Origin of the sequence: Mesorhizobium sp. M0870, assembly GCF_040319775.1 — a bacterium.
Classification (GTDB): Bacteria; Pseudomonadota; Alphaproteobacteria; order Rhizobiales; family Rhizobiaceae; genus Mesorhizobium.
Genome location: NZ_JAMYOI010000007.1, coordinates 25,139 through 44,732, shown reverse-complemented (window position 1 = coordinate 44,732; position 19,594 = coordinate 25,139). Strand labels below are relative to the sequence as shown.

Below are 19,594 nucleotides of genomic sequence, written 5' to 3'. Positions count from 1 at the left end.
AAAGTTTGAATCAATTTTTTTCGCCCATACCGCGTGTGGGTAAGCGCGGTGGAAAACCGGCTAGGATTTCCTGAAAACGCCGATCATCGGCCCGAGATTCCAGTAGTCGTCTTTGCGGCCGATGGCAGGCGAAAACAAGCTTGATATCGTGCCGTCGAGGAACAGCGCGTTGTCGCAGCCAAGCGCGTCGCGGAAAAGCCGGGCGAAGGCATGGAAGGTCACTGTGCCGTTCGAAATCGCAAAGACCGCGACGCCGTCCTTTCGCACCCCGACACCGTCGCGGGTTTTCCGCGAAGTGCCGTCGGCCTGGAATTTCGGATGCAGCTTGCCGTCGATCACCAGCATCGGCCCCGATTGCGTCGCATAGTCGACGGTCGGGCGCCTTTTCACGAAATCCCTGGTGGCACGGACCGCGGCCTTGCCGTCGCGAATGTAGAAAATGCCGTTCGGCTGCAGGGAAAAATTGCCGCTTCCAGATCCCGTTTTCACCGAGGCCATCTCCTGGCCACGCTCGACATAGAGGCCGACCGGAGCGAGGTTCGGGTGATACATGCCGGCATTGATGCCGAACAGCATGGTGCGACCTGCTGCCTGTTGCGCGGCATGCAGATTGTGCAGCGACTGAAACGGCTTGCCCGCCGCATCCTTCCAGAACAGCTCGAGCTGATATCGTTTCGGATCGACCTCGCAAACGAGATAGCTGGTCGCCTCGAAGGTGAAGTCCCGGCATGGCGGCAGTGAGGCGACCCACTGGCCAAATCCCATGCCTAATGCCGCCACCGACGGCAGTGCGCCCTTGGCCAATGCCAGCAGCAACGGCAATGATTGTAAGAGGGTCAGGAAATCCATGCGCTTACCGGAATCGAAGTTCGAGGTCCGATACGGATATAACCCGTTTCAAGCGATACTGTGAAAGGCGCTGGACTTAGGCAAGCCATCCCATGGCGACGCTCAACAACAAGACGATGCCGAGCAGGCCGCGATAGATGACGAACGGCCAGGCCGAGAAACGCTCCAGCACGTGCATCAGCCCCCATATGGCGAAGAAGGCGGAGATCGAGGCGACGACCAGCCCGACGGCAAGGACCGACCACCCATGGGCGTCGAGATGGACCTTGTGCAGTTCCCAGAGTTCCTTAAGGCCGGCGAGTGCAATCGCCGGCAACCCGAGCAGGAACGAGAAGCGCGCCGCCTCGGCCCGCTTGAAGCCGAGCCCCAGTGCCGCCGTCAGGGTCGAGCCCGAGCGCGAGACGCCGGGGACAAGCGCGCCGATCTGGGCAACACCGACGAGCAGCGCATCGGTCAGCGACGCACCGCCCATGCTGCGCCGGTGACGGGCAAAGATCTCGGCCAGCGCCAGCAAGATCGCCATTGCGATGCAGGCCCAGCCGATCACCGTCAGGCTACGTAGCGGCGAATTGCAGGCGTTGAGCACGCCCGACAGCGCCACGCCGGCGATGACGATCGGGATCGTCGCCAGCACGATCCAGAGCGCCAGCTTGAAATGCCGGTCGGCGAAATCGCGTCGCGCCAGAGCGTCGAACGAACCAAACAGGATATTCCTGACATCACTCCAGAAATAGCTGACCACCGCGGCAAGAGCCGCGAGTTGCATGGCGGCGGAGAAGGCGGAGCCAGGATCCTGCCAGCCGAGCACGGCCGGCACGATGCGCATATGGGCGGTCGAGGAAATCGGCAACAGTTCGGTGATGCCTTGCACCACGCCGAGGAACGCCACCTTGGCGAACCCCAGCCCGACGAAGCCCGTGTCCAGGCCTTGTGTGCAGATGTCGGCCAAAATCGAATTCCGTGCATGAGAGATCAGAGTTGCGTGGACCGACCACCGGTCAATCCCCGACAAGCCTTATCGTCATGGGCCGGATAATCAATTTACGGATTTGTAAGCTGGCGTGCCGAAGTGCACGCCGTTCGAAACCGGCCCACCTTGGAGCCGGCTTGAGATACACAGGGAAAATCGCAAAGCGACTACGGGCAGAGCCAGAGTTTCTGGCATGTCCTGGCGATCACATGCGCCGGCGGCACTTCGGGCTCATCGGTCGAAGGCCGGCGAGCCCGTTCGAGCAGCATGCGCACCTGTTCGGGGCGCACACGATCGCGCTCCATCACAAGCAGGACCATCGGATCGCTCAAAAGCTCGTCCAGGGTGCTGATGCTGTCGTTCATCCGTCGTCTCCTCGAATGCCGTACCCGCGACCCATAAATAGGGAGACAATGATGGCCCGCCAATGACGCTTTGCCGGCTACCTCGTGTCGATTTGAATTAAATTTTGGCCATGGTTGCGTTCTTCCTTCTCGCTGGCGTAGCGCGTCGATCCACCTTCTTCCACAACAAAGGGAAAGGGGAAAATTAGCCTGGCGGAGGGGCGCCTTCGTATTTCGGCAGGCTGTCATCGAGCACCACCCAGGGCTGCTTCGAGGCGGTGAAAATATGCATTTGCGGCTTGAAAACCGTGGGATCGTCGAGCGAACCGGTGGTGATGCCGATGATATCAGCGGAATCACGCCGGGAAAACATCGTCGTGCCGCAGCTCGGGCAAAAGCCGCGCTTGAGATCCGGCGAAGAGTTTATGGTCGCCAGCGGCCCGTCGATCGTCACGTCGTCGATGCGAAACAGGACGCGTGCGTTGAAGGCGGCGCCGATCGCCTTCTGGCAAACCCGGCAGTGGCAGACGCGTTCGTTGATGGGGGCCGCGTCCGCGCGGTAGCGCACCGCCTTGCACAGGCATCCGCCGTCATATCTTGCCATTGTCCGGATCGATCCACTGGTGGGGGAGAATAGGCGCGCAAGGTATCGGCGCGGCCGATTGGGTCAATTGAAAAGCTTTGATGCAACGTCATCGCTTATGCTGATGCGAGTGGGGCTGAAGTCATGACGCCGAAAGCCGTCATGGCGGCCGCATGACGATCCGCCGGCTGCCAGCCAACAACCGGCGGCCTTGGCGTTCACTCCGTTTCGCCGACGACCTCGTCCCAGGTTTTGACCTTGGTCTGGCCGTTGAGGAACGGCAGCGCGGCGGCCGTGAGTTCGGGGGCGAAGAAAGTGTCGTAGTGGGTGCGGTTGGGCAGGATCGCCAGGCGGTTCTGCGACAGGTTCTCGCGCATCCAGCCGGCGTCCTTCAGCCCGCCGCCGAGCATCTGATAAAACTTGATCTCGTGCTCGGGCTTGTACATATCGCTGTCGCCATAGACCAGCATGACAGGCATCTTCAGCTTGGCGACGTCGGCCGAGTAATCGCGGTTCTGACGCATGAAGCCGCCCAGCGCATCGAGGAGCTTCGGGAACTCCTCCGGATGCGGCGCCACCGCGACGTAGGATTTGTACATCGGCGTGTCCTTCATGAACTCAGCCGCAGCCGCGCTCACCTGTGCCTGCTGGGGACGCATCTCGTCATAGAAGCCGTCCGTGGCGTAGCCGGTCGATACCAGGACGAGGCGGCGCACCGCTTCGGGATGCTGGCCGGCCATTCGGAAGGCGACGCCGCCGCCCAGCGAATAGCCCATGACATCGACCTGGTCGTAACCGAGCGCCTTGACGATGGCGGCCATGTCGTCGCCCATCGCTTCCACGGTGAATGGTCGGTCACCCAGCGCGGTGCGACCGTGACCCTGCAGGTCGACGCCGATGACGGTGCGGTTTTCGGCAAGTTTCGGCAGGATCGGCGCGAACATATCCGTGGTGCCGAGACCGCCATGCAGCAGAAGCAGCGGCTCGCCCTTGCCATAGATGGCATAATAATAATTCAGGCCGTCGATCGGCAGCAGGCCAGACTTTTCCGGCTTCGGCAGTGCGTTCGTCTCAGTCGTCATGGCGGGTTTTGTCTCCTCCGCATTGGTGGTGCCCGGGCAGGCAAGCAGTGCTGCGGCCGAAGCAAAAATGGCGAAAAACAGGGTTTTGGACATATCGATCTCCTCTCGTCCTGCCGGTATCAGAGCGTCATGCGGATCAAAGCGTTTTGGCGAGTTCTTCGAGCTGGTCGGCGCACTGTCCCCAACCCTCGTGGAAACCCATCTTCTCATGCTGTTCGCGGTCGGCGACGCTCCAGTGCCTGACCCGAGCGATGTAGCGCGTCTTGCCGTTGCCCTCGTCCTCGAAGGTCAGCACGACGGTCATGAACGGCTTTTCCGAAGGCTGCCAAGCCTCTGTGTAGGCGTCGGTGAAGACGATCTTCCTGCCGGGAACGACTTCGAGGAAGATTCCCGGGTTGGGGAATTCGTTACCGTCCGGGCTAGCCATGACGACAAGGCTCGAGCCGCCGGTGCGCACATCCATCTCGGCGCGCGGCGTCGTCCACGGCTTTGGCGAGAACCAGCGCGTGATCAGTTTCGGATCGGTCCAGCAGCGATAGACGTTCTCACGCGGCGCATCGATGATGCGGGCAAGAACCACTTCACGGTCGTTGGTGGGGGCGGTGTCGAGCTTGGTGGTCATAAGGGCGTCCTGCGTTTGATCTGGCTTCCGTCCCAAGGACGAGCCGATGAACCGCAAACCGACATCGTCCACGAAAATTTTGCGATGACGTCCCTGCTCCGCGTCGGTCCGTGGGGAACGAAGGAAGTGTCAGTGGCGCTTGGCTTGCACCAGATAAGCCTCGATTTCGGTTTCGCCGAGCCACTTTGCCGCTTCCAGCCGGTGCAGGCCTTCGACGAGGATGTGGCGTTTGCCGTCATGGCGGACCTGGATCGGCGTCTTCATGCCGTTTTCCAGAATGTCCTCGGCCAGATGGCGGACGGTCTCGGGATGCAGCGTCTTCTTGCGCGCTGTCGGCACGTAGATCTCGTCGACTTTGACCTTTTGCACTCTGAGCATTCCGACCCCCGTGGCGGAAACGCCGCCTGCCCTGAGATAGTCCGTTTGATGGAGGCGGCCAAGGGTGCGGCTAACGAATGCTGGTCCGATCGTTTCCATTTGACGCAACGACAGCAGATCGCCGAAATGGCGGCCTTCGACCTTTCAGGTGTTCATGACCCATCTGCCGACCGAATTCCCCGATTTCGGACTGACGCCGGAGCAGCGCCGCCACGCGGTGCGTGGCCATTACTACGAATGGCCGGGGATGGATGGCGAGCGCGGCGAGATCTGGTGCTACAGCGACCGCTTTTCCTATCGCGCCGGCGAAACGGTGGCGTTGCATGTCAGTTCGACAGCTCCGAACTTCGGCATGACAATCACCCGGGATGGCGGCAGCGAGACCAAAGCGTTCGAAAAATCGGGCATCGCGGCACGCCGGCAGGACACACCTGACCAGTGTTCGGTTGAAGGCTGCGGCTGGGACGTATCCTTCGAATTTCGCGTCGGGGCGGACTGGCCGTCCGGTGCCTATCGGGTCACGCTGACCGCCGACGGGCGCGACGGCAAGCCGATCCAATGCCACCATGTTTTTATCGTCAGCCCACAGCCGGGCCGTAAACCCGGCCGTGTGCTGCAGGTGGCTGCGACAGGCACATGGCTGGCCTACAACACCTGGGGCGGCTCCAACCATTACCAGGGCATCACCGGGCCGGACCGCAACCAGTATTCGCCCATCGTGTCGACGCAACGCCCCTGGTGCCGCGGCTTCGTCGTGCTGCCGAAGGATGCGCCGCGCGTGCCGCTGGAAGTCGCCGTGCCGCCGAAGACGGTGCCGCGTTATCCGCATATGGAATGGGCGCTCGCCACCGGCCATTCGAAGAAATACGCCTCGTCGGGCTGGGCCAGCTATGACAGCCATTTCTTCCGCTTCGCCGAACGGGCCGGCTATGGCGTCGATCTCATCAGCCAGCACGATCTGCATTTTTCGCCCGAAATTCTCGACGGCTACGACTGTGCCGTCTTCGTCGGCCATGACGAATACTGGACCTGGGAAATGCGCGATGCCGTCGACGCCTATGTCGAGCGCGGCGGCCATGCGGCGCGCTTTGCCGGCAATTTCATGTGGCAGACGCGGCTGGAAGACGAGGCCCGCCGGCAGGTCTGCTACAAATATCGCGCGCGTGCCGAAGACCCCGCCTATCTCCCAGGCGGCGACATCACCCGCGCCACCAACTCCTGGGAAGCGCCGGAAATCGGCCGGCCGGGTTCGGCGACCTTCGGGCTCAACGCCACGCGCGGGGTTTATACCGGTTGGGGCGGTTGCGCGCCGCGCGGCGTGCGTGGCTTTCCGGTCTACCGGCCGGAGCACTGGGCCTTTGCCGGCACCGGCATCTATTATGGTGACCTGCTGGGCTCCGACAGCCACGTCTATGGCTATGAAGTCGATGGGCTCGACTTCGAGGTACGCGGCGGCCTGCCCTACCCGACCGCCACCAGCGGCGCGCCAGACGGCCTGCAGGTTCTCGCCGTCGGCATGGCATCCCAGGTCGAGGAAAGTGCCGACATCCCGATCGAGGACCAATTCCTCACCGACGAGGATGGCCGCTTCACCGCCGAGACGCTGTTCGGCGAGGCGAGCGACGCCAATCTGGAAAAAGTCAAACGCGGCAACGGCATGATCGTCAATTTCCCGCGTGGCAAGGGCGAGGTGTTCCACGCCGGAAGCTGCGAATGGGTCGCCGGCCTGCTAAGACAGGACCCGATGGTCGAACGCGTCACCAAGAATGTCCTCGATCGTTACCTCGGAAAGTCCTGACATGTCGAAAGTCCAGACCGCCACGCAAGACACCGATGCCCGGCGAGAGTCGCATCTGTTCTATTTGTCCAGCCTGCGCCGGCCGCTGATCGACCGCGCCGAGGGCATTTATATGTGGACGCAGGATGGCCGCCGCTTCATCGACGGCTCGAGCGGCCCGATGGTCGCCAATATCGGCCATTCTAACCGCAATGTGCTGGATGCCATGAAGCGGCAGATGGACCGCGCCACCTTCGCCTATCGGCTGCATTTCGAGAACGAGCCGGCCGAGGAGTTGGCACGCGAACTGGCCGGCAAGCTGCCGGAAGGCATGGACCGCATCTTCTTCGTCTCGGGCGGCTCGGAGGCGACGGAATCCTGCATCAAGCTGGCGCGGCAATGGGCCGTTGCCACCGGACAGGCCAGCCGCTGGAAGGTGATCACGCGCTTCCCCTCCTATCATGGCGGCACGCTGGGTTCGCTCTCGATCACCGGCGACGATGCGCTGGCCGAAACGTTCGAGCCGATGATGCGGGTGATGCCGACCGTGCCGGCGCCGAACGCCTGGCGCGACCGCGACAATCTCTCGATGGAACAGCGCGGCATCCGCTATGCCGACATGCTGGAAGAAAAGATCCTGGCCGAAGGGCCTGAGAGCGTGGTGGCCTTCATCATGGAGCCGATCGGTGGCGCGGCGACCTCAGCCCTGGTGGCGCCCGACAGCTACTATCCGCGCATCCGCGAGATCTGCGACCGCTACGGAATCCTGCTCATCCACGACGAGGTGATGAGCGGCGCCGGTCGCACCGGCAAATTCCTCGGCGGCGACCATTGGAACTGCAAGCCCGACATCGTCGCGCTGTCGAAGGGGCTGGGTTCGGGCTATGCGCCGCTTGGCGCGCTCGCCGCCCCGATGCGGCTGGTGCAGCCGCTGCTTGACTCCGGCGGCTTCCAGCACGGCCACACCTATGCTGGCAATCCGCTGGCCTGCGCCGCCGGGCTTGCCGTGCTCGGTGAAATGGACCGGCTCGACCTGATCGCCAATGCGGCCGCCATGGGCGACGTGCTGATGGACGGGCTGAAGGGGCTGGCGAAGCGGTTTCCGTTCATCGCCGATATGCGTGGCAAGGGCCTGCTCACCGGCGCCCAGATGGTTGCCGATCCCGAGACGCTGAGGCCGATCGACCAGACCATGAAAGCCACGCAACGGCTGCTCGACCTCGCCTATGAGCGCGGGCTGATCATCTATGGCCGCAGGGTCAAGGGCGGCGTCGACGGCGACAATTTCATGGTCGCGCCGCCGATGATCGTCACCAGGGAGCAGGTCGGCGAGATCGTCTCCATCATCGGCGACTCGCTGGACGTTCTGGCCTCCGAACTCGACCTACCGGTCGAAGGCTGAGGCGACAAAGATGGCGCCTAGAAAAGTCATCGTCACCTGCGCTGTCACCGGCTCGGTGCACACGCCGTCGATGTCGCCCTATCTGCCGGTGACGCCGGACCAGATCGCAGCGGAGGCGATCGCGGCGGCCGAAGCCGGTGCTTCGATCCTGCATCTGCACGCCCGCGATCCGAGTGACGGCCGCCCGACCGCCGATCCGGACGTCTACATGCAGTTCCTGCCGCGCATCAAACAGGCGACCGATGCAGTGATCAACATCACCACCGGCGGCTCGTCGCTGATGACCCTGGACCAGCGGCTGGTGGCACCGCTCAGAGCCGAACCCGAAATGTGCTCGCTCAACATGGGTTCGATGAATTTCGCGCTGTTCCCGATGCTCGACAAGCCGAGGGAATGGCAGCACGAGTGGGAACCGAAGCTGCTGGAAGCCACCCGCGACACGATCTTCAAGAACACCTTCGCCGACATGGAAGGGGTGCTGGAAAGACTGGGCAAGGGCTGCGGCACGCGCTTCGAATTCGAATGCTACGATGTCGGCCATCTCTACTCATTGGCGCATTTCCGCGACCGGGGGCTGGTGTCTGGCCCATTGTTCATCCAGTTCGTGCTGGGCATTCTGGGCGGCATCGGCGCTGACCCGGACAATCTCGTCCACATGAAGCGGATCGCCGACAAATTGTTCGGCGACAGCTACCAGTTCTCGGTGCTGGCCGCCGGCCGCCAGCAGATGCCGCTGATCTCGATCGCCGCGGCCATGGGCGGCAATGTCCGCGTCGGGCTGGAGGACAGTCTCTATGACGGCCGCCAGCTGGCGAAATCCAATGCCGATCAGGTGCGCCGCATCCGTGGCATTCTCGATGGGCTGTCGCTGGAGGTTGCAACCCCCACCGAAGCGCGCGACATGCTGGCGCTCAAGGGCGGCGACCGGGTGGCGTTTTGAGATGCTGGCGTTTGAAAGGGAGACAATCTGAAATGATTGCGTTCCTTCGCACCCCCCTCTGTCCTGCCGGACATCTCCCCCGCAAGGGGGGAGATCGGATGTCATTTCGGCTTTCGCTAACTTCCAACGTTGCAGGATGGGCGGTAGTATCAAAACTGCCAATCTCCCCCCTTGCGGGGGAGATGTCCGGCAGGACAGAGGGGGGTGCCTGGGCACCGAACCTCCGATGATTGTCCCCCCGCCCAATATCCTCCTTCGACTCGGCACTCTCGACGACGTCGAAACGATCCACGCGGCGATCCTGAAACTCGGCACCCATATCGGCGCGCCGGAGGAAATCATCTCGACACCGGACGATCTCAGAACCTATGGCTTCGGCGAAAAGCCCGCCTTCTCGACCCTGATCGCCGAGGTGGACGGCGAATTTGCCGGGCTTTGCCTGCATTTTCCGATCTTTTCAACCTGGATGGGGCGGCCTGGCGTCTATGTGCAGGACCTCTATGTCGAGGATCGTTTTCGCGGGCGCAAGATCGGCGAGCGGCTGCTGCGGCACGTTGCGGCGCAGTGCCGGAAAGAAGGCGGCGTCTATCTCCGACTGTCGGTCGACACCGACAATGAAGGCGCCAAGACCTTCTACGAAAGGCTGGGCATTGCCTGGTCGAGCTATGAGCAGACCCAGAAAATCATTGGCGAGGCGTTCTTTGCCTTCGCCGATGCGCCGCAGAACGAGGATCCGGAATGAAAGCCTTCTATGCCGAGGAACAGAAGCGTCACGACCCCAAGGCCTTTCTGTCAAGCGGTGCGGCGCAGCCCAATCCGGAAAAGCCGGAGCGCGTCGGGAGATTGTTATCCGGCGCAAAATATGCTGGCTGCACGATCGAGCGACCTCGCAACCATGGCCTCGGTCCGGTCGCGGCTGTGCATACGCCCGAATATCTGGATTTCCTCGAGCATATCTACGCGCGCTGGCAGCGCATCGAGGGCGCTTCGGCCGAAGTGATCCCCAACATCCATCCGATCGCGCGCAACGGCTCCTACCCGGCCTCGGCAGTCGGCCAGGCCGGCTACCACATGGCCGACACGGCCTGCCCTATCTCAGGGGAAACATGGCAAAGCGCGCTGTGGAGCGCCTGGAGCGCGGTCGAAGCCGCCGAGGCGGTGATGTCAGGCGTACCGGCCGCCTACGCGCTATGCCGCCCGCCCGGTCACCACGCCTTTGCCGATGTCGCCGGCGGTTTCTGTTTCATCAACAATTCGGCCGTCGCCGCACAGGCTCTGCGTAAACAGGCCGCACGGGTGGCGATCCTCGATGTCGACCTGCATCACGGCAACGGCACGCAAGGCATCTTCTATGCACGACCGGATGTGCTGACCGTCTCGCTGCATGCCGATCCCGTGCGTTTCTACCCGTTCTTCTGGGGCCATGCCGACGAGCGCGGCGAAGGGCCAGGCCTCGGCTACAATTTCAACCTGCCGCTGCCACGCAAATCCGCCGACGCGGCGTTTCTCGAAGCGCTCGAGGTAGCGTTCCAGCGCATCCGTGCCTTTTCGCCCGACGCGCTGGTCGTGGCGCTCGGGCTCGATGCGTTCGAGGGCGATCCGTTCGGCGGACTTTCGGTGACGACGCCGGGTTTCTCGCGCATCGGCGAGGCCATCGCAAAGCTCGACCTGCCGACGGTCATCGTCCAGGAGGGCGGCTACCTCTGCGACGAACTCGGCGACAATCTCACCGCGTTCCTCACCGGCTTCGGCGGCAAGATGCGGTGAGTACTCAAGCCAGTGTCAGGAGCGCTGCTGCCTGAGCATGGCGATGACCCGGTGCACGCTCTCCAGCGTCTCGTCGATTTCGGCAGATGTGTTGTAGTGAGCGATGCCGATGCGCACGACGCCATACTCGGCCGGGATGCCGAGTTGATGGACGATCTCCCAGGCATAGTTGTGCCCCGACCACAGGAAGATGTTCTCGGCGTTCATCTGCCGTACGATCGTCTCCGGCACGATGCCGTCGACGGTGAAGGACACCGTCGGCACGCGCTCGCCAATCCGCTTCGGATCGGTGATGCCGTGGATGGTCAGACCCTCGATATCGGACAGACCGTCGATCAGCTGTTGCGCCAGCGGGTTTTCATAGGCGATCGACACCGCGAACGCCTTGGCGATCTTCTGCCTTCGCGATCCACCCTCGCCCGCTGCCGAGCCAAGGTCGGCGAAGTAATCGACCGCGGCCGTGAGGCCGGCCATCAGTTCGATCTGCGGCGTGCCCAGCTCGAACCGCTCCGGCAGGCCGTTGGATGAACAGCGGCACTTGTAGGGTTTCAGATCATCGATGACATCATGCTGGCCCCACAAAATGCCCATATGCGGGCCGAAGAATTTGTAGGCCGAACAGATCAAGAAATCGCAGCCGAGCTCCTGAACGTCGATCAGGCCGTGCGGGGCGAACTGCACGGCATCGACATAGACCAGCGCGCCGGCGTTCCTGGCGATGGCGCTCAGCGCCTTCACCCGGTTGATGGAACCAGTCAGGTTGCTGGCATAGTTCAACGCGACCAGCCGGGTCCTGTCGGATAGCAACCCGGCGAGCGTCGCCTCTTCGACCTGCCAGCTCTTTTCGTCGAACGGCAGCCAGCGCACGACGAGGCCGAGATCCTCGGCCAGCTGCAGCCAGGGCGACACATTGCCCTCATGGTCCATGCGGGTGAGGATGATCTCGTCGCCGGGCTTCATCGTGCGACCGAGCGTGCGCGACATGTGATAGGTCAGCGTCGTCATGTTGGCGCCGATGATGATTTCTTCCGGGCTCGCCGCACCAAGGAAATCGGCCATTGCCCGATGCGCCTCATCGACGACGGCCTGCGCGGCAATCGTCGTTTCGAAATAGCCGCCAAGGTTGGCGTTGGTGGTCAAAAGACAGCGCGACACGGCGTCTGCGACGACTTGCGGCACCTGCGTGCCGGCCGGATTGTCGAGATAGATGCGGCGACGGCCCTTGTCGGTCAGGGAGAGAGCGGGAAATCTTTCGCGGACCAGCTCGATCGGAAAATTCATTGTTGCCCTCTCCCATTGTAATCATTGGATTCGGCCAGCGGCCAATCCCCGTTCAAGGACAGGGATTACCGACCCGCTGATGGATCGCATCCACCGCCTTCTGCATTTCTTCGGTCCAGACGACATCGACGGAAGACAGCGCCATGTCGAGCTGCGAAAGCGTCGTTGCGCCGACGATGTTGGAGGTTACGAACGGCCGGCTTGAGACATAGGCATTGGCAAACAGTGCCGGCTCCAGGTCAAAGGAGCGCGCCAGCTCATTGTATTCAAGTTGTGCTTCGGCAGCACCTGGCGTCTCGTAGCGCTGGCCGCGGTTGAATAGCTGCGTGCGCGAGCCCTGAGGCCGCGCGCCATGGTCGTATTTGCCAGTCAGGTATCCCTGTGCCAGCGGCGAATAGGGCAGCAGCGACACTTGCTCGCGCTCGCAGACCTCGGCGAGGTTCACCTCGAAGGTGCGGTTGACGAGATTGTAGGCGTTCTGGATCGACGCGACGCGCGGGCCGATGTCCTTGTCGGCTTCGGCAAGGAACCGCATCACGCCCCAGGAACTCTCGTTCGACAGGCCGAAATGGCGTATCTTTCCTGCCTTCACCAGTTCGTCGAACACGGCAAGCGTCTCGGCGACCGGCGTTTCGTCGGCCGGTGCGCCGACGGAATCGGCGCGCGGCGACACGGCGCCGACGCGCGTCGGGTTGGCGCCCCAGGGGATATCCCGCTCCGGCCAGTGGATCTGATAGAGGTCGATATAGTCGGTGCCGAGCTTGGCCAGCGACTTGTCGATGGCGTCAAAGATATCGGCGCGCACCAGTTGCGACGGCCTGTCGCCGCGAAACCAGCTGTTGGCCGTGCGGCCGACGACCTTCGAGGCCAGGATTACCTTGTCACGGTTGCCCTTGGCTTTCATCCAGCTGCCGATGATCTTTTCGGTCCGTCCCTGCGTCTCCGCCTTGGGCGGGATCGGATAGAGCTCGGCGGTGTCGATGAAATTGACGCCGCGCGAGAAAGCCAGGTCCATCTGGGCGTGGCCTTCGGCCTCGGTGTTCTGCTGGCCCCAGGTCATGGAGCCTAGGCAGATCTGGGTAACAAGGAGATCGGTCCGACCGAGACGGCGTTTGTGCATGGAATTCGGCTCCGGAGGAAGGCTGGCGCGACTGCGCGGAGGAAGCCGCATCTATAGGCAAAGCAGAGCCGCTCTCCAAGCCTGGCCAGAGCGACTTTTGCGTGAACCCGAAAGGTTTAGCGGCGAGCGCCGGCCAGCGCGCGGCGCTTGGCCTCGTCGATCAGCATGTTGGCCACTTGCATGCGGATCATGGCGCGCTGGCGCAGATGCGGAGCGACACGGTCGGGGTGGTTGGCAAAGGCAAAGCTGCGGCGCATGCGGCCGAAATCGGCGACCTGCTTGGGCTGATTGAGGCCGAGTTCCACGGCGATGGCTTCGGGATCGATCGGCGGCAGTTTCTCCTCGGGCTTTGGCTCTTCGCCGGCGAGAGCCAGCTTGGCATGATCGAGCAAGGCGGCGAATTCGGTCGCCAGATCCGCGCCCGCCTCGCGATATTCGGCAGCGGAAACCTTGATGCGGCCGGAATGGAGTTCATCGGCCACCGAAAGATAGTCGAACGGGATGGATGGACGCGCGCCGGCCTCTTCGCCCTCGCCATTCTTGTCGGGGGCGATGAAGAGGTCGTCGAGCAACGAAGCGAAATCCCGCTTGGCGCCAGTAGCGATGTCAGCCTCCCCCTCGCCCGACCATTCGGGTATAGAAGCATAGAACCGGCTCGTTAAAAATGCATGGCACCGATCTTAACGAATTTAGCCGTCGCCTCATCTACCGCTTGACTGACCGCAATCCCAAAAACAAAAGCCGGACTGCATTTTCATGCAGTCCGGAATTCGCCAGGAGTGGCGAGGAAAAACCGGCCATGTAGCCAGCATTCGAGGCTACGATGCGCATCAGTCAAAAGTTTCATCCGGTTGCAGAAAATGGCGAAAAAATCGCCAAGACATGGCAGGTATGCGAATGCTGCACTGCACAATTGTCACGATTCACCTATATTGGCAGCGCTGGAGGACCAATTTGGGGCTTGAATCATGGGTTTCTTCGCTGAAATGTTCGCCCGGCCGCGGCCGCAGGAGCATCTGAGATACCGCTCGGCGCTTGCGCTGCTTCATTCGATGAGCAATGCCGACCGCGCCGACATCGGGATCAAGCCGGCCGACTTCCCCCGCATCGCCCGCGAAATGTCCGTTCGCTAGCTGCATGCGGTGTTCAGGATGTCCCGGATCGGTCCGGGACACCTCTAAAAACTCAGTTCCTTAGCGCGATCCCAGGAACGTCGCCTTGCCCAACGGCACGCCGTTGTGGCGAAGGATGTCGTAAGCCGTGGTAAGATGGAAATAGAAGTTGGGCATGGCCACATGCAACAGATATTGCAGGCCGGGCATCGAGCTTTCGCGTCCGCCAAGTTTCAACTCGATGATCTTGTCGTCGGAGCCATCGAACTCTGCCGCCGAAAAGGTCGTCAGAAGGTCCAGCGTCTTCGTGATGCGCGCCTGGACATCGGCGAAACTCGCCTCGTTGTCCTCGTATCTCGGCACTTCGCGCCCGGCGAGCCGGGACGGCGCACCCTTGGCGTGATCGGTGGCGATCTGCACCTGCCGCGTCAGAGCGTACATGTCGGGCGCCAGCCGAGAGGTCAAAAACACCTGCGGATCGATCTTGCGGTCAAGCGCATTCTGTTCGGCGGTCGCCAGCACATTGGAAAGCGCTTTCAGCCTGGCTGCAAACACCGGCACGGATGCCTCATACATCGATATCGTCACGTCAAATCTCCTGTCCGGCCGAACGCCGGCGGACGCCACGTAGCGCCTTCGCGCAGGATTTTTCAAGACCGCCGACGCTGCGTCACCACGTTGCCGCAATCGCCGTCGTAGAATCCTCTTATCGAGCGGAGGTTCCCGATGAGACGCGCCCTTTTCGCAGCGACTGCCTTTCTCTCCCTTGCACCGATCGGCCAAACGACATTGGCAGCCGAAGATGCCCCCGAAGCGCCCTATATCGACGATCGGTCGAGCGCCGATGCGGTTGTCCGTTCGCTGTACAGCGCCATCAGCCGGCACGAATTCGCCCGCGCATGGGGGTATTTCGGCGATACAAAGCCGGCAAAGGATTTCGATAGTTTCGTCAAGGGCTATGATGGGACGGACAAGGTCGAAGTCCAGACCGGGACGGTTTCCGACGAAGGCACGGCTGGCAGCATTTTCTACAACGTCCCCGTCGCCATCCGCGCGACGGACAAGGCTGGCGGCGAAAAGGTCTTTGCCGGGTGCTATACGCTGCGCCAGGTGAATGCCCAGATCCAGGCGGAGCCACCCTTCGATCCGATCCACATCGAGAAAGGGGCACTGAAGCCCTCCACTGCCGATTTCGAGAAGGCGCTGCCGCCAAGCTGCGGCGATAGCCCGCCACCGCCAAAGAAAGACACCGCACTGGAACAGGCCAAGAAGGCCTTTCTGGCAACCTATGGCGACCAGTGCGACAAGCAGTTCCTCGCCAATGAGCCGACCGTTTTTTCGATCAAATACAAGGACAAGGATGCGCAGCCCGGCGATCCCGACAAGGAGACGCGACTGTTCCATTTTTCCTGCTCGGCCGCCGCCTACAATGAAAGCTCGGTCTACTACATGACCGACGAGGTATCGGGCGTGCAGCAATTGCAGTTCGCCGAACCCAAGATGGACATCCGCTACGAGAACAATGACAGCAACGGCAAATTGCTGGGCATGAGTATCGTCGGTTTCCAGACGTCGGGCTGGGCAGTCAATTCCGACTATGACGAGGCCACCCAGATGATCACTACGTTCAACAAGTGGCGCGGCATCGGCGACGCGTCCGACGCGGGGACGTATCTGTTCCGCAACGGCAATTTCTCGCTGGTCCAGTACGACGTCGATGCGTCCTATGACGGCGAGCAAAACCCGCAGACTGTCGTCGACTACAACACCGCGCCTTGAGCGTCACACGGGCTTGCAGGCAGCGCCTGTCAGGGCGACTTCGATAGCATCCAGTTGAGCGTGCCGCGCCAGTCGGTCATGCGGATCGGCGTGCCATGGGTGCCTGTCTCGAAACGAACGAAATGGGTCGGGTAAGTCTTCGATTTGGCCAGGATCGAGCGAAAGAATGCTTCCTGATTTGCCACGGGGAAGACCACATCGTGACTGCCCTGGCCGAAAAAGACCGGCACACGGCGCTTGAAAGCAGGGCTGGCGAAGAAGCTCTCATCCCACAGCGAGCCGAGCAGCAGCAGGCCGCTGATGCGGCCGCCCATGTCCTTGCGCGCGGCAAGCCTCCAGCACAGCGCGCCGCCCATCGAGCCGCAGGCGACGAAGATCTTCGCACTTGGCGACCGTTCGGCATAATGACCGATCAGCGCCGTCACCTGCGTCGCTCCCTTGTCGCCGAAATCGGTAAAATCCGGGCTGAGGTAGAGGCCGCCATTGCCGGCCATCAGGTTCTTGAGCCGGTTGAAATTGCCGCCGAAGGTGAAGTCGTCGACGCCTTGCTTGCGGCTGCCGCCCTGCCCGTGCAGATAAAGCACGATGATGCCGGCGCCCTCGGTCCTTCCGACGGCGACATGCCTGACATCGCCAGCATCGGTTTTCAGCAACAGATCCTGCTGCATCTTGCGGACGCCGGTGTCGGTGTATTGGGCGTTCACCCGGCGCTCAGGCACCTGGTCACGCTGGTTGATATCGCGCATCTCGCGGTAGTCGATGACGGTGTAGGCGCCGTTGGTGTCGGACGACAGCGTGGCCGGATAGGCGAAGAGATCGTCCTTGAAGGGTTTCAAGGACAACGTGTCGGCGTTGGCGGCCGAAGAAAACAAGAAAAGCATTGCCGTGAGGAAAGCGCGGCACGCCCCCCCCTGGCCTGCCGGCCATCTCCCCCTCAAGGGGGGAGATTGGATGCGCCTTCTGCTTTCGCCAATCTCCAAGGTTTCGGGACGTGAGCTGCCGTCAAAGCTGCCAATCTCCCCCCTTGAGGGGGAGACGGCCGGCAGGCCAGAGGGGGGTAAAAGCGCCAACATGGAAGATGAAGTCATCCCTCTGGCATGCGTTTTTAGGCTTGGGTTTGTCAATCCTGCAGCACGCCGCCAGCGCCTTCCAGCGCCTCGCGCGTGTCGACATCGACAGACGCCGCCGCGCCGATCTCGACATCGATGACATCGAGCCCTTCGGTCTCGACCAGATGGCGTGCACCGGTGTCGCCTTCCAGATGGGCGATCGCCGGAAACAGCGAGCGCGGCAAAAGCACCGGGTTGCCGCGCTTGCCGTCATGCGAGGCACGGACCACCGCATTGCCGCCGGCCTTGCGGAATGTATCGATCAACCTGTCGAGGTCGTCGGACGCGATACCCGGCATGTCGCCGAGAACGATCATCACACCGGCGGCGTCTCCCGGCAGATAGGCAATGCCGGCTTTCAGCGAGGTGGACAGGCCCTCGGTAAAATCCGGATTGTCGGCGAAGGTCACGTCGAGGCCGGCCAGCGCCGTGCGCACCCGCTCGCGCTGATGGCCGGTGACGACAATCGTTCCAGACGCCTTCGAGCCGAGCGCCCGCTCGGCGGTGCGGCGCACCAGCGGCTTGCCGTCGAACAGCGCCAAAAGCTTGTTCGGTCCACCCATGCGGCTCGACCGGCCCGCCGCCAGCAGCACGATCCCGACCTTGAGCTGGCTCATGGCCGGCAGCGGTTCGCGCGGCTGCGGCCGCGTCGGGATTTCCATTAGCAGCCCGCCTACTCCCATGCCGGCAATATCCTTGGCGGTCACGTCGAGACCGGCGATCAGCCTGTCGAGCACCCAGTCGAAGCCGTTTTCCTTGGGGCTGCGGGCGCAGCCGGGAGCGCCGATGACGCGCTTGCCGTCGAGCATACCCAACACCAGCAGATTGCCGGGATCGACCGGCATGCCGGCGCGGATGACAGTACCACCCGCCTTCTCGATCGCGGCGGGAACGACATCGGCGAAATCGCTCATCGCCGAGGCGCCGAAGATCACCACCATGTCGTTGTCGCGCGCCAGCGAGGCCGCGGCTTCCGCCACCGACGCGATCTCATGCGGCGTGCGGCGCTCCGCCGTCAGCCTGCCGCCGGTGCGCGCCAGCCGCGCTTCGGTGACGCGCAACGTCTTGTCCAGCACACTCGGCTTGATGCCCGGCAGAACCGTCTGGATGACGCCGACACGCACCGGCTGGTAGGCGTTGACGGCAAAGATCTCACCACCGGCGCAAATTTTTGTCGCGGCGTCGACCAGCGCTGAACTGACCGCGAAGGGAATGATCTTCACCGTCGCGACCATCTGGCCTTTCTCGACCGGCGCATGCTGCGCCAGCGTGGCGATGGTGATGGCGGGATCGATGGCATTGATGGCGTCGATGGCAGCGGCATCGACCGTGAAGATGCCCGGCGCCTTGGCATGGAGGTTGACCCGCCCGGTCGCGGCAGGCCTGGCCTCGATGCCGCGAAAGGCCATACTCTCGGCGATCGTCTGCGCGGCGGCATCCTCGCCGAGGTCGTCGGCGGCCAGCACGGCTGCAACGACCTCGGAAATGCCGGCAGCCCGCAGCAGCGCCACATCTTCGGCGCTCAGCCTGTGCGCCTTGCGGAAGCGGCGTTCACCAGCGGTGGTGGAATGCGCCAGCACCGCGCCTTCCGCCGTCTCAATAGGGATCGGGCCGAATTTCACGCGACGGCGCCCGTAGAGCGCTGCGCGTCCTTTTGGACGCGCAAAGGACGCTCTACTACTTTGAATCTACGCATCGTGCTTTTCCAAAATCGATTTCGATTTCGGAGCCGATGCGGAGGCATCGAAACCGCGCGAGCGGAAGGCGTGGATCGCCTGGGCCAACACCGCAACGGCGATCTCTCCCGGGCTGGCAGCACCTATGTCGAGCCCGATCGGCGCATGGATACGGGCGATCTGATCGGCGCTCGCGCCCAGCGCCAGCAGGCGTTCGACCCGCTTGGCATGCGTCTTCCTGCTACCGAGCGCCCCGACATAGAAACAGTTGGCGTCGAGCGCGGCCTTCAGGGCGAAATCATCGACCTTCGGGTCATGGGTGACGGCGGCAAGTGCGGTGTAGCTGTCGAGCGGCTGGCGCTTCAGCACATCCTCCGGCCATTCGGCATGAAGCGCCACGTCGGGAAAGCGGTCCGGCGTGGCGAAAGCAGTGCGGGGGTCGATGATCTCGACGGGATAGCCGGCGATCCTGGCCATCGGCGCCAGCGCCTGGCTGATATGGACAGCGCCAATCACGACCAGACGCGGTTGCGGCAGATGCGCGTTGAGAAAGAAAGTCCGCCCCTCGGCTTCGGCCGAACCGGAGTTGCCTGTGCGAAACGCCTTGGCGATCGCGGCGCCAAGATCGCCGGCGACCTGATCGCCCTCGCGCACGATCCGGTCGCGGCCGTCACCGAGATCGGTGACAAGGATCGCCGCACGGCGAGCGCGTCGTTCGGCGTTCAAAGTTTTTAAGGCGTAGGGATCCATCAGGAAATCTCTTGTCCGAACATGATCTTGTCCAAAAACCGGGTCCCACTTTT

Annotated in this window: 21 protein-coding genes; 7 read left to right on the top strand and 14 right to left on the bottom strand. The window is 62.6% G+C overall.

Going from position 1 to position 19,594, the window contains the following annotated elements; translation table 11 throughout:
• Positions 1–60: 60 nt before the first annotated feature.
• From NKH97_RS10715 to NKH97_RS10685, 7 genes are all read right to left on the bottom strand, one after another.
• On the bottom strand, positions 61–849 hold the full coding sequence (locus tag NKH97_RS10715; protein ID WP_352796662.1) for a phosphodiester glycosidase family protein: 789 nt from the start codon (positions 847–849) through the stop codon (positions 61–63).
• Positions 850–925: 76 nt separating this feature from the next.
• Complete coding sequence (locus NKH97_RS10710) at positions 926–1,798, bottom strand: undecaprenyl-diphosphate phosphatase (protein ID WP_127321898.1); 873 nt, start codon at positions 1,796–1,798, stop codon at positions 926–928.
• A gap of 188 nt (positions 1,799–1,986) precedes the next feature.
• Positions 1,987–2,184, bottom strand: coding sequence for a hypothetical protein (locus tag NKH97_RS10705; protein ID WP_013532087.1), 198 nt, complete (start codon positions 2,182–2,184; stop codon positions 1,987–1,989).
• Positions 2,185–2,368: 184 nt separating this feature from the next.
• Positions 2,369–2,767 (bottom strand): GFA family protein, encoded by a 399-nt coding sequence (locus tag NKH97_RS10700; protein ID WP_023810373.1) that lies wholly within the window; start codon positions 2,765–2,767, stop codon positions 2,369–2,371.
• A 197-nt stretch (positions 2,768–2,964) separates the two neighbouring features.
• The gene (locus tag NKH97_RS10695) at positions 2,965–3,921 is read right to left on the bottom strand and encodes an alpha/beta fold hydrolase (RefSeq protein ID WP_128303305.1); all 957 of its coding nucleotides are present in this window, start codon (positions 3,919–3,921) and stop codon (positions 2,965–2,967) included.
• Between the two features lie 43 nt (positions 3,922–3,964).
• Positions 3,965–4,450 (bottom strand): SRPBCC family protein, encoded by a 486-nt coding sequence (locus NKH97_RS10690; RefSeq protein WP_023810371.1) that lies wholly within the window; start codon positions 4,448–4,450, stop codon positions 3,965–3,967.
• Positions 4,451–4,579: 129 nt separating this feature from the next.
• A complete protein-coding gene (locus NKH97_RS10685) occupies positions 4,580–4,828 on the bottom strand; it encodes a ParB N-terminal domain-containing protein (protein WP_013532091.1) in 249 nt (82 codons plus the stop codon).
• Positions 4,829–4,982: 154 nt separating this feature from the next.
• On the opposite strand from NKH97_RS10685, the gene NKH97_RS10680 reads away from it, so the two are divergent.
• From NKH97_RS10680 to NKH97_RS10660, 5 genes are all read left to right on the top strand, one after another.
• The gene (locus tag NKH97_RS10680) at positions 4,983–6,626 is read left to right on the top strand and encodes a N,N-dimethylformamidase beta subunit family domain-containing protein (RefSeq protein ID WP_352440173.1); all 1,644 of its coding nucleotides are present in this window, start codon (positions 4,983–4,985) and stop codon (positions 6,624–6,626) included.
• Position 6,627: 1 nt separating this feature from the next.
• Positions 6,628–8,007: an aminotransferase family protein gene (locus NKH97_RS10675; RefSeq protein WP_352796656.1), complete on the top strand. Its 1,380-nt coding sequence runs from the start codon at positions 6,628–6,630 to the stop codon at positions 8,005–8,007.
• A 10-nt stretch (positions 8,008–8,017) separates the two neighbouring features.
• Entirely contained in the window at positions 8,018–8,947 is a 930-nt protein-coding gene (kce, locus tag NKH97_RS10670; RefSeq protein ID WP_352796653.1) for a 3,5-dioxohexanoate:acetyl-CoA acetone transferase, read from the top strand.
• Positions 8,948–9,173: 226 nt separating this feature from the next.
• Positions 9,174–9,689 (top strand): GNAT family N-acetyltransferase, encoded by a 516-nt coding sequence (locus NKH97_RS10665; protein WP_352440171.1) that lies wholly within the window; start codon positions 9,174–9,176, stop codon positions 9,687–9,689.
• The gene (locus NKH97_RS10660) at positions 9,686–10,714 is read left to right on the top strand and encodes a histone deacetylase family protein (RefSeq protein WP_352793687.1); all 1,029 of its coding nucleotides are present in this window, start codon (positions 9,686–9,688) and stop codon (positions 10,712–10,714) included. Before NKH97_RS10665 ends, NKH97_RS10660 begins: the two co-directional genes overlap by 4 nt.
• Positions 10,715–10,729: 15 nt before the next feature.
• On the opposite strand, the gene NKH97_RS10655 is transcribed toward NKH97_RS10660, so the two are convergent.
• The 3 genes from NKH97_RS10655 to NKH97_RS10645 all read right to left on the bottom strand — a co-directional run bounded on the left by NKH97_RS10655 (position 10,730) and on the right by NKH97_RS10645 (position 13,687).
• Positions 10,730–11,995, bottom strand: coding sequence for a cysteine desulfurase-like protein (locus NKH97_RS10655; RefSeq protein WP_352796649.1), 1,266 nt, complete (start codon positions 11,993–11,995; stop codon positions 10,730–10,732).
• Positions 11,996–12,047: 52 nt separating this feature from the next.
• The gene (locus NKH97_RS10650) at positions 12,048–13,115 is read right to left on the bottom strand and encodes an aldo/keto reductase (protein ID WP_352796647.1); all 1,068 of its coding nucleotides are present in this window, start codon (positions 13,113–13,115) and stop codon (positions 12,048–12,050) included.
• Positions 13,116–13,231: 116 nt separating this feature from the next.
• Positions 13,232–13,687, bottom strand: coding sequence for a hypothetical protein (locus NKH97_RS10645; protein ID WP_127258340.1), 456 nt, complete (start codon positions 13,685–13,687; stop codon positions 13,232–13,234).
• Positions 13,688–14,083: 396 nt separating this feature from the next.
• Between NKH97_RS10645 and NKH97_RS10640 the strand changes: the two genes are divergently transcribed.
• Complete coding sequence (locus NKH97_RS10640; RefSeq protein ID WP_224695736.1) at positions 14,084–14,248, top strand: hypothetical protein; 165 nt, start codon at positions 14,084–14,086, stop codon at positions 14,246–14,248.
• A gap of 60 nt (positions 14,249–14,308) precedes the next feature.
• Here the strand turns inward: NKH97_RS10640 and NKH97_RS10635 are convergent, their stop codons facing one another.
• The gene (locus NKH97_RS10635; RefSeq protein WP_352796643.1) at positions 14,309–14,815 is read right to left on the bottom strand and encodes a DUF1993 domain-containing protein; all 507 of its coding nucleotides are present in this window, start codon (positions 14,813–14,815) and stop codon (positions 14,309–14,311) included.
• 138 nt (positions 14,816–14,953) lie between these two features.
• Between NKH97_RS10635 and NKH97_RS10630 the strand changes: the two genes are divergently transcribed.
• Entirely contained in the window at positions 14,954–16,006 is a 1,053-nt protein-coding gene (locus NKH97_RS10630; protein WP_352796640.1) for a DUF1176 domain-containing protein, read from the top strand.
• A 29-nt stretch (positions 16,007–16,035) separates the two neighbouring features.
• Here NKH97_RS10630 and NKH97_RS10625 read toward each other — a convergent pair whose 3' ends face one another.
• The 3 genes from NKH97_RS10625 to NKH97_RS10615 form a co-directional block, all read right to left on the bottom strand.
• Positions 16,036–16,887, bottom strand: a complete 852-nt coding sequence (locus tag NKH97_RS10625) for an alpha/beta hydrolase family protein (RefSeq protein WP_352796637.1) — start codon at positions 16,885–16,887, stop codon at positions 16,036–16,038.
• A 239-nt stretch (positions 16,888–17,126) separates the two neighbouring features.
• Entirely contained in the window at positions 17,127–18,737 is a 1,611-nt protein-coding gene (locus NKH97_RS10620) for an NTP transferase domain-containing protein (protein WP_352796634.1), read from the bottom strand.
• Positions 18,738–18,803: 66 nt separating this feature from the next.
• The gene (locus NKH97_RS10615) at positions 18,804–19,541 is read right to left on the bottom strand and encodes an XdhC family protein (protein WP_352773147.1); all 738 of its coding nucleotides are present in this window, start codon (positions 19,539–19,541) and stop codon (positions 18,804–18,806) included.
• Between the last annotated feature and the right edge of the window lie 53 nt (positions 19,542–19,594).

Excerpts from the sequence above, each read along its gene's own strand:
- NKH97_RS10650 (WP_352796647.1), bottom strand. The coding sequence starts at position 13,115 with ATGCACAAACGCCGTCTCGGTCGGACCGATCTCCTTGTTACCCAGATC.
- NKH97_RS10675 (WP_352796656.1), top strand. The coding sequence starts at position 6,628 with ATGTCGAAAGTCCAGACCGCCACGCAAGACACCGATGCCCGGCGAGAG.
- NKH97_RS10665 (WP_352440171.1), top strand. The coding sequence starts at position 9,174 with ATGATTGTCCCCCCGCCCAATATCCTCCTTCGACTCGGCACTCTCGAC.
- NKH97_RS10700 (WP_023810373.1), bottom strand. The coding sequence starts at position 2,767 with ATGGCAAGATATGACGGCGGATGCCTGTGCAAGGCGGTGCGCTACCGC.
- NKH97_RS10640 (WP_224695736.1), top strand. The coding sequence starts at position 14,084 with ATGGGTTTCTTCGCTGAAATGTTCGCCCGGCCGCGGCCGCAGGAGCAT.
- NKH97_RS10715 (WP_352796662.1), bottom strand. The coding sequence starts at position 849 with ATGGATTTCCTGACCCTCTTACAATCATTGCCGTTGCTGCTGGCATTG.
- NKH97_RS10680 (WP_352440173.1), top strand. The coding sequence starts at position 4,983 with ATGACCCATCTGCCGACCGAATTCCCCGATTTCGGACTGACGCCGGAG.
- NKH97_RS10685 (WP_013532091.1), bottom strand. The coding sequence starts at position 4,828 with ATGCTCAGAGTGCAAAAGGTCAAAGTCGACGAGATCTACGTGCCGACA.
- NKH97_RS10630 (WP_352796640.1), top strand. The coding sequence starts at position 14,954 with ATGAGACGCGCCCTTTTCGCAGCGACTGCCTTTCTCTCCCTTGCACCG.
- NKH97_RS10705 (WP_013532087.1), bottom strand. The coding sequence starts at position 2,184 with ATGAACGACAGCATCAGCACCCTGGACGAGCTTTTGAGCGATCCGATG.
- NKH97_RS10625 (WP_352796637.1), bottom strand. The coding sequence starts at position 16,887 with ATGCTTTTCTTGTTTTCTTCGGCCGCCAACGCCGACACGTTGTCCTTG.
- kce (WP_352796653.1), top strand. The coding sequence starts at position 8,018 with ATGGCGCCTAGAAAAGTCATCGTCACCTGCGCTGTCACCGGCTCGGTG.
- NKH97_RS10690 (WP_023810371.1), bottom strand. The coding sequence starts at position 4,450 with ATGACCACCAAGCTCGACACCGCCCCCACCAACGACCGTGAAGTGGTT.
- NKH97_RS10615 (WP_352773147.1), bottom strand. The coding sequence starts at position 19,541 with ATGGATCCCTACGCCTTAAAAACTTTGAACGCCGAACGACGCGCTCGC.
- NKH97_RS10660 (WP_352793687.1), top strand. The coding sequence starts at position 9,686 with ATGAAAGCCTTCTATGCCGAGGAACAGAAGCGTCACGACCCCAAGGCC.
- NKH97_RS10695 (WP_128303305.1), bottom strand. The coding sequence starts at position 3,921 with ATGTCCAAAACCCTGTTTTTCGCCATTTTTGCTTCGGCCGCAGCACTG.
- NKH97_RS10655 (WP_352796649.1), bottom strand. The coding sequence starts at position 11,995 with ATGAATTTTCCGATCGAGCTGGTCCGCGAAAGATTTCCCGCTCTCTCC.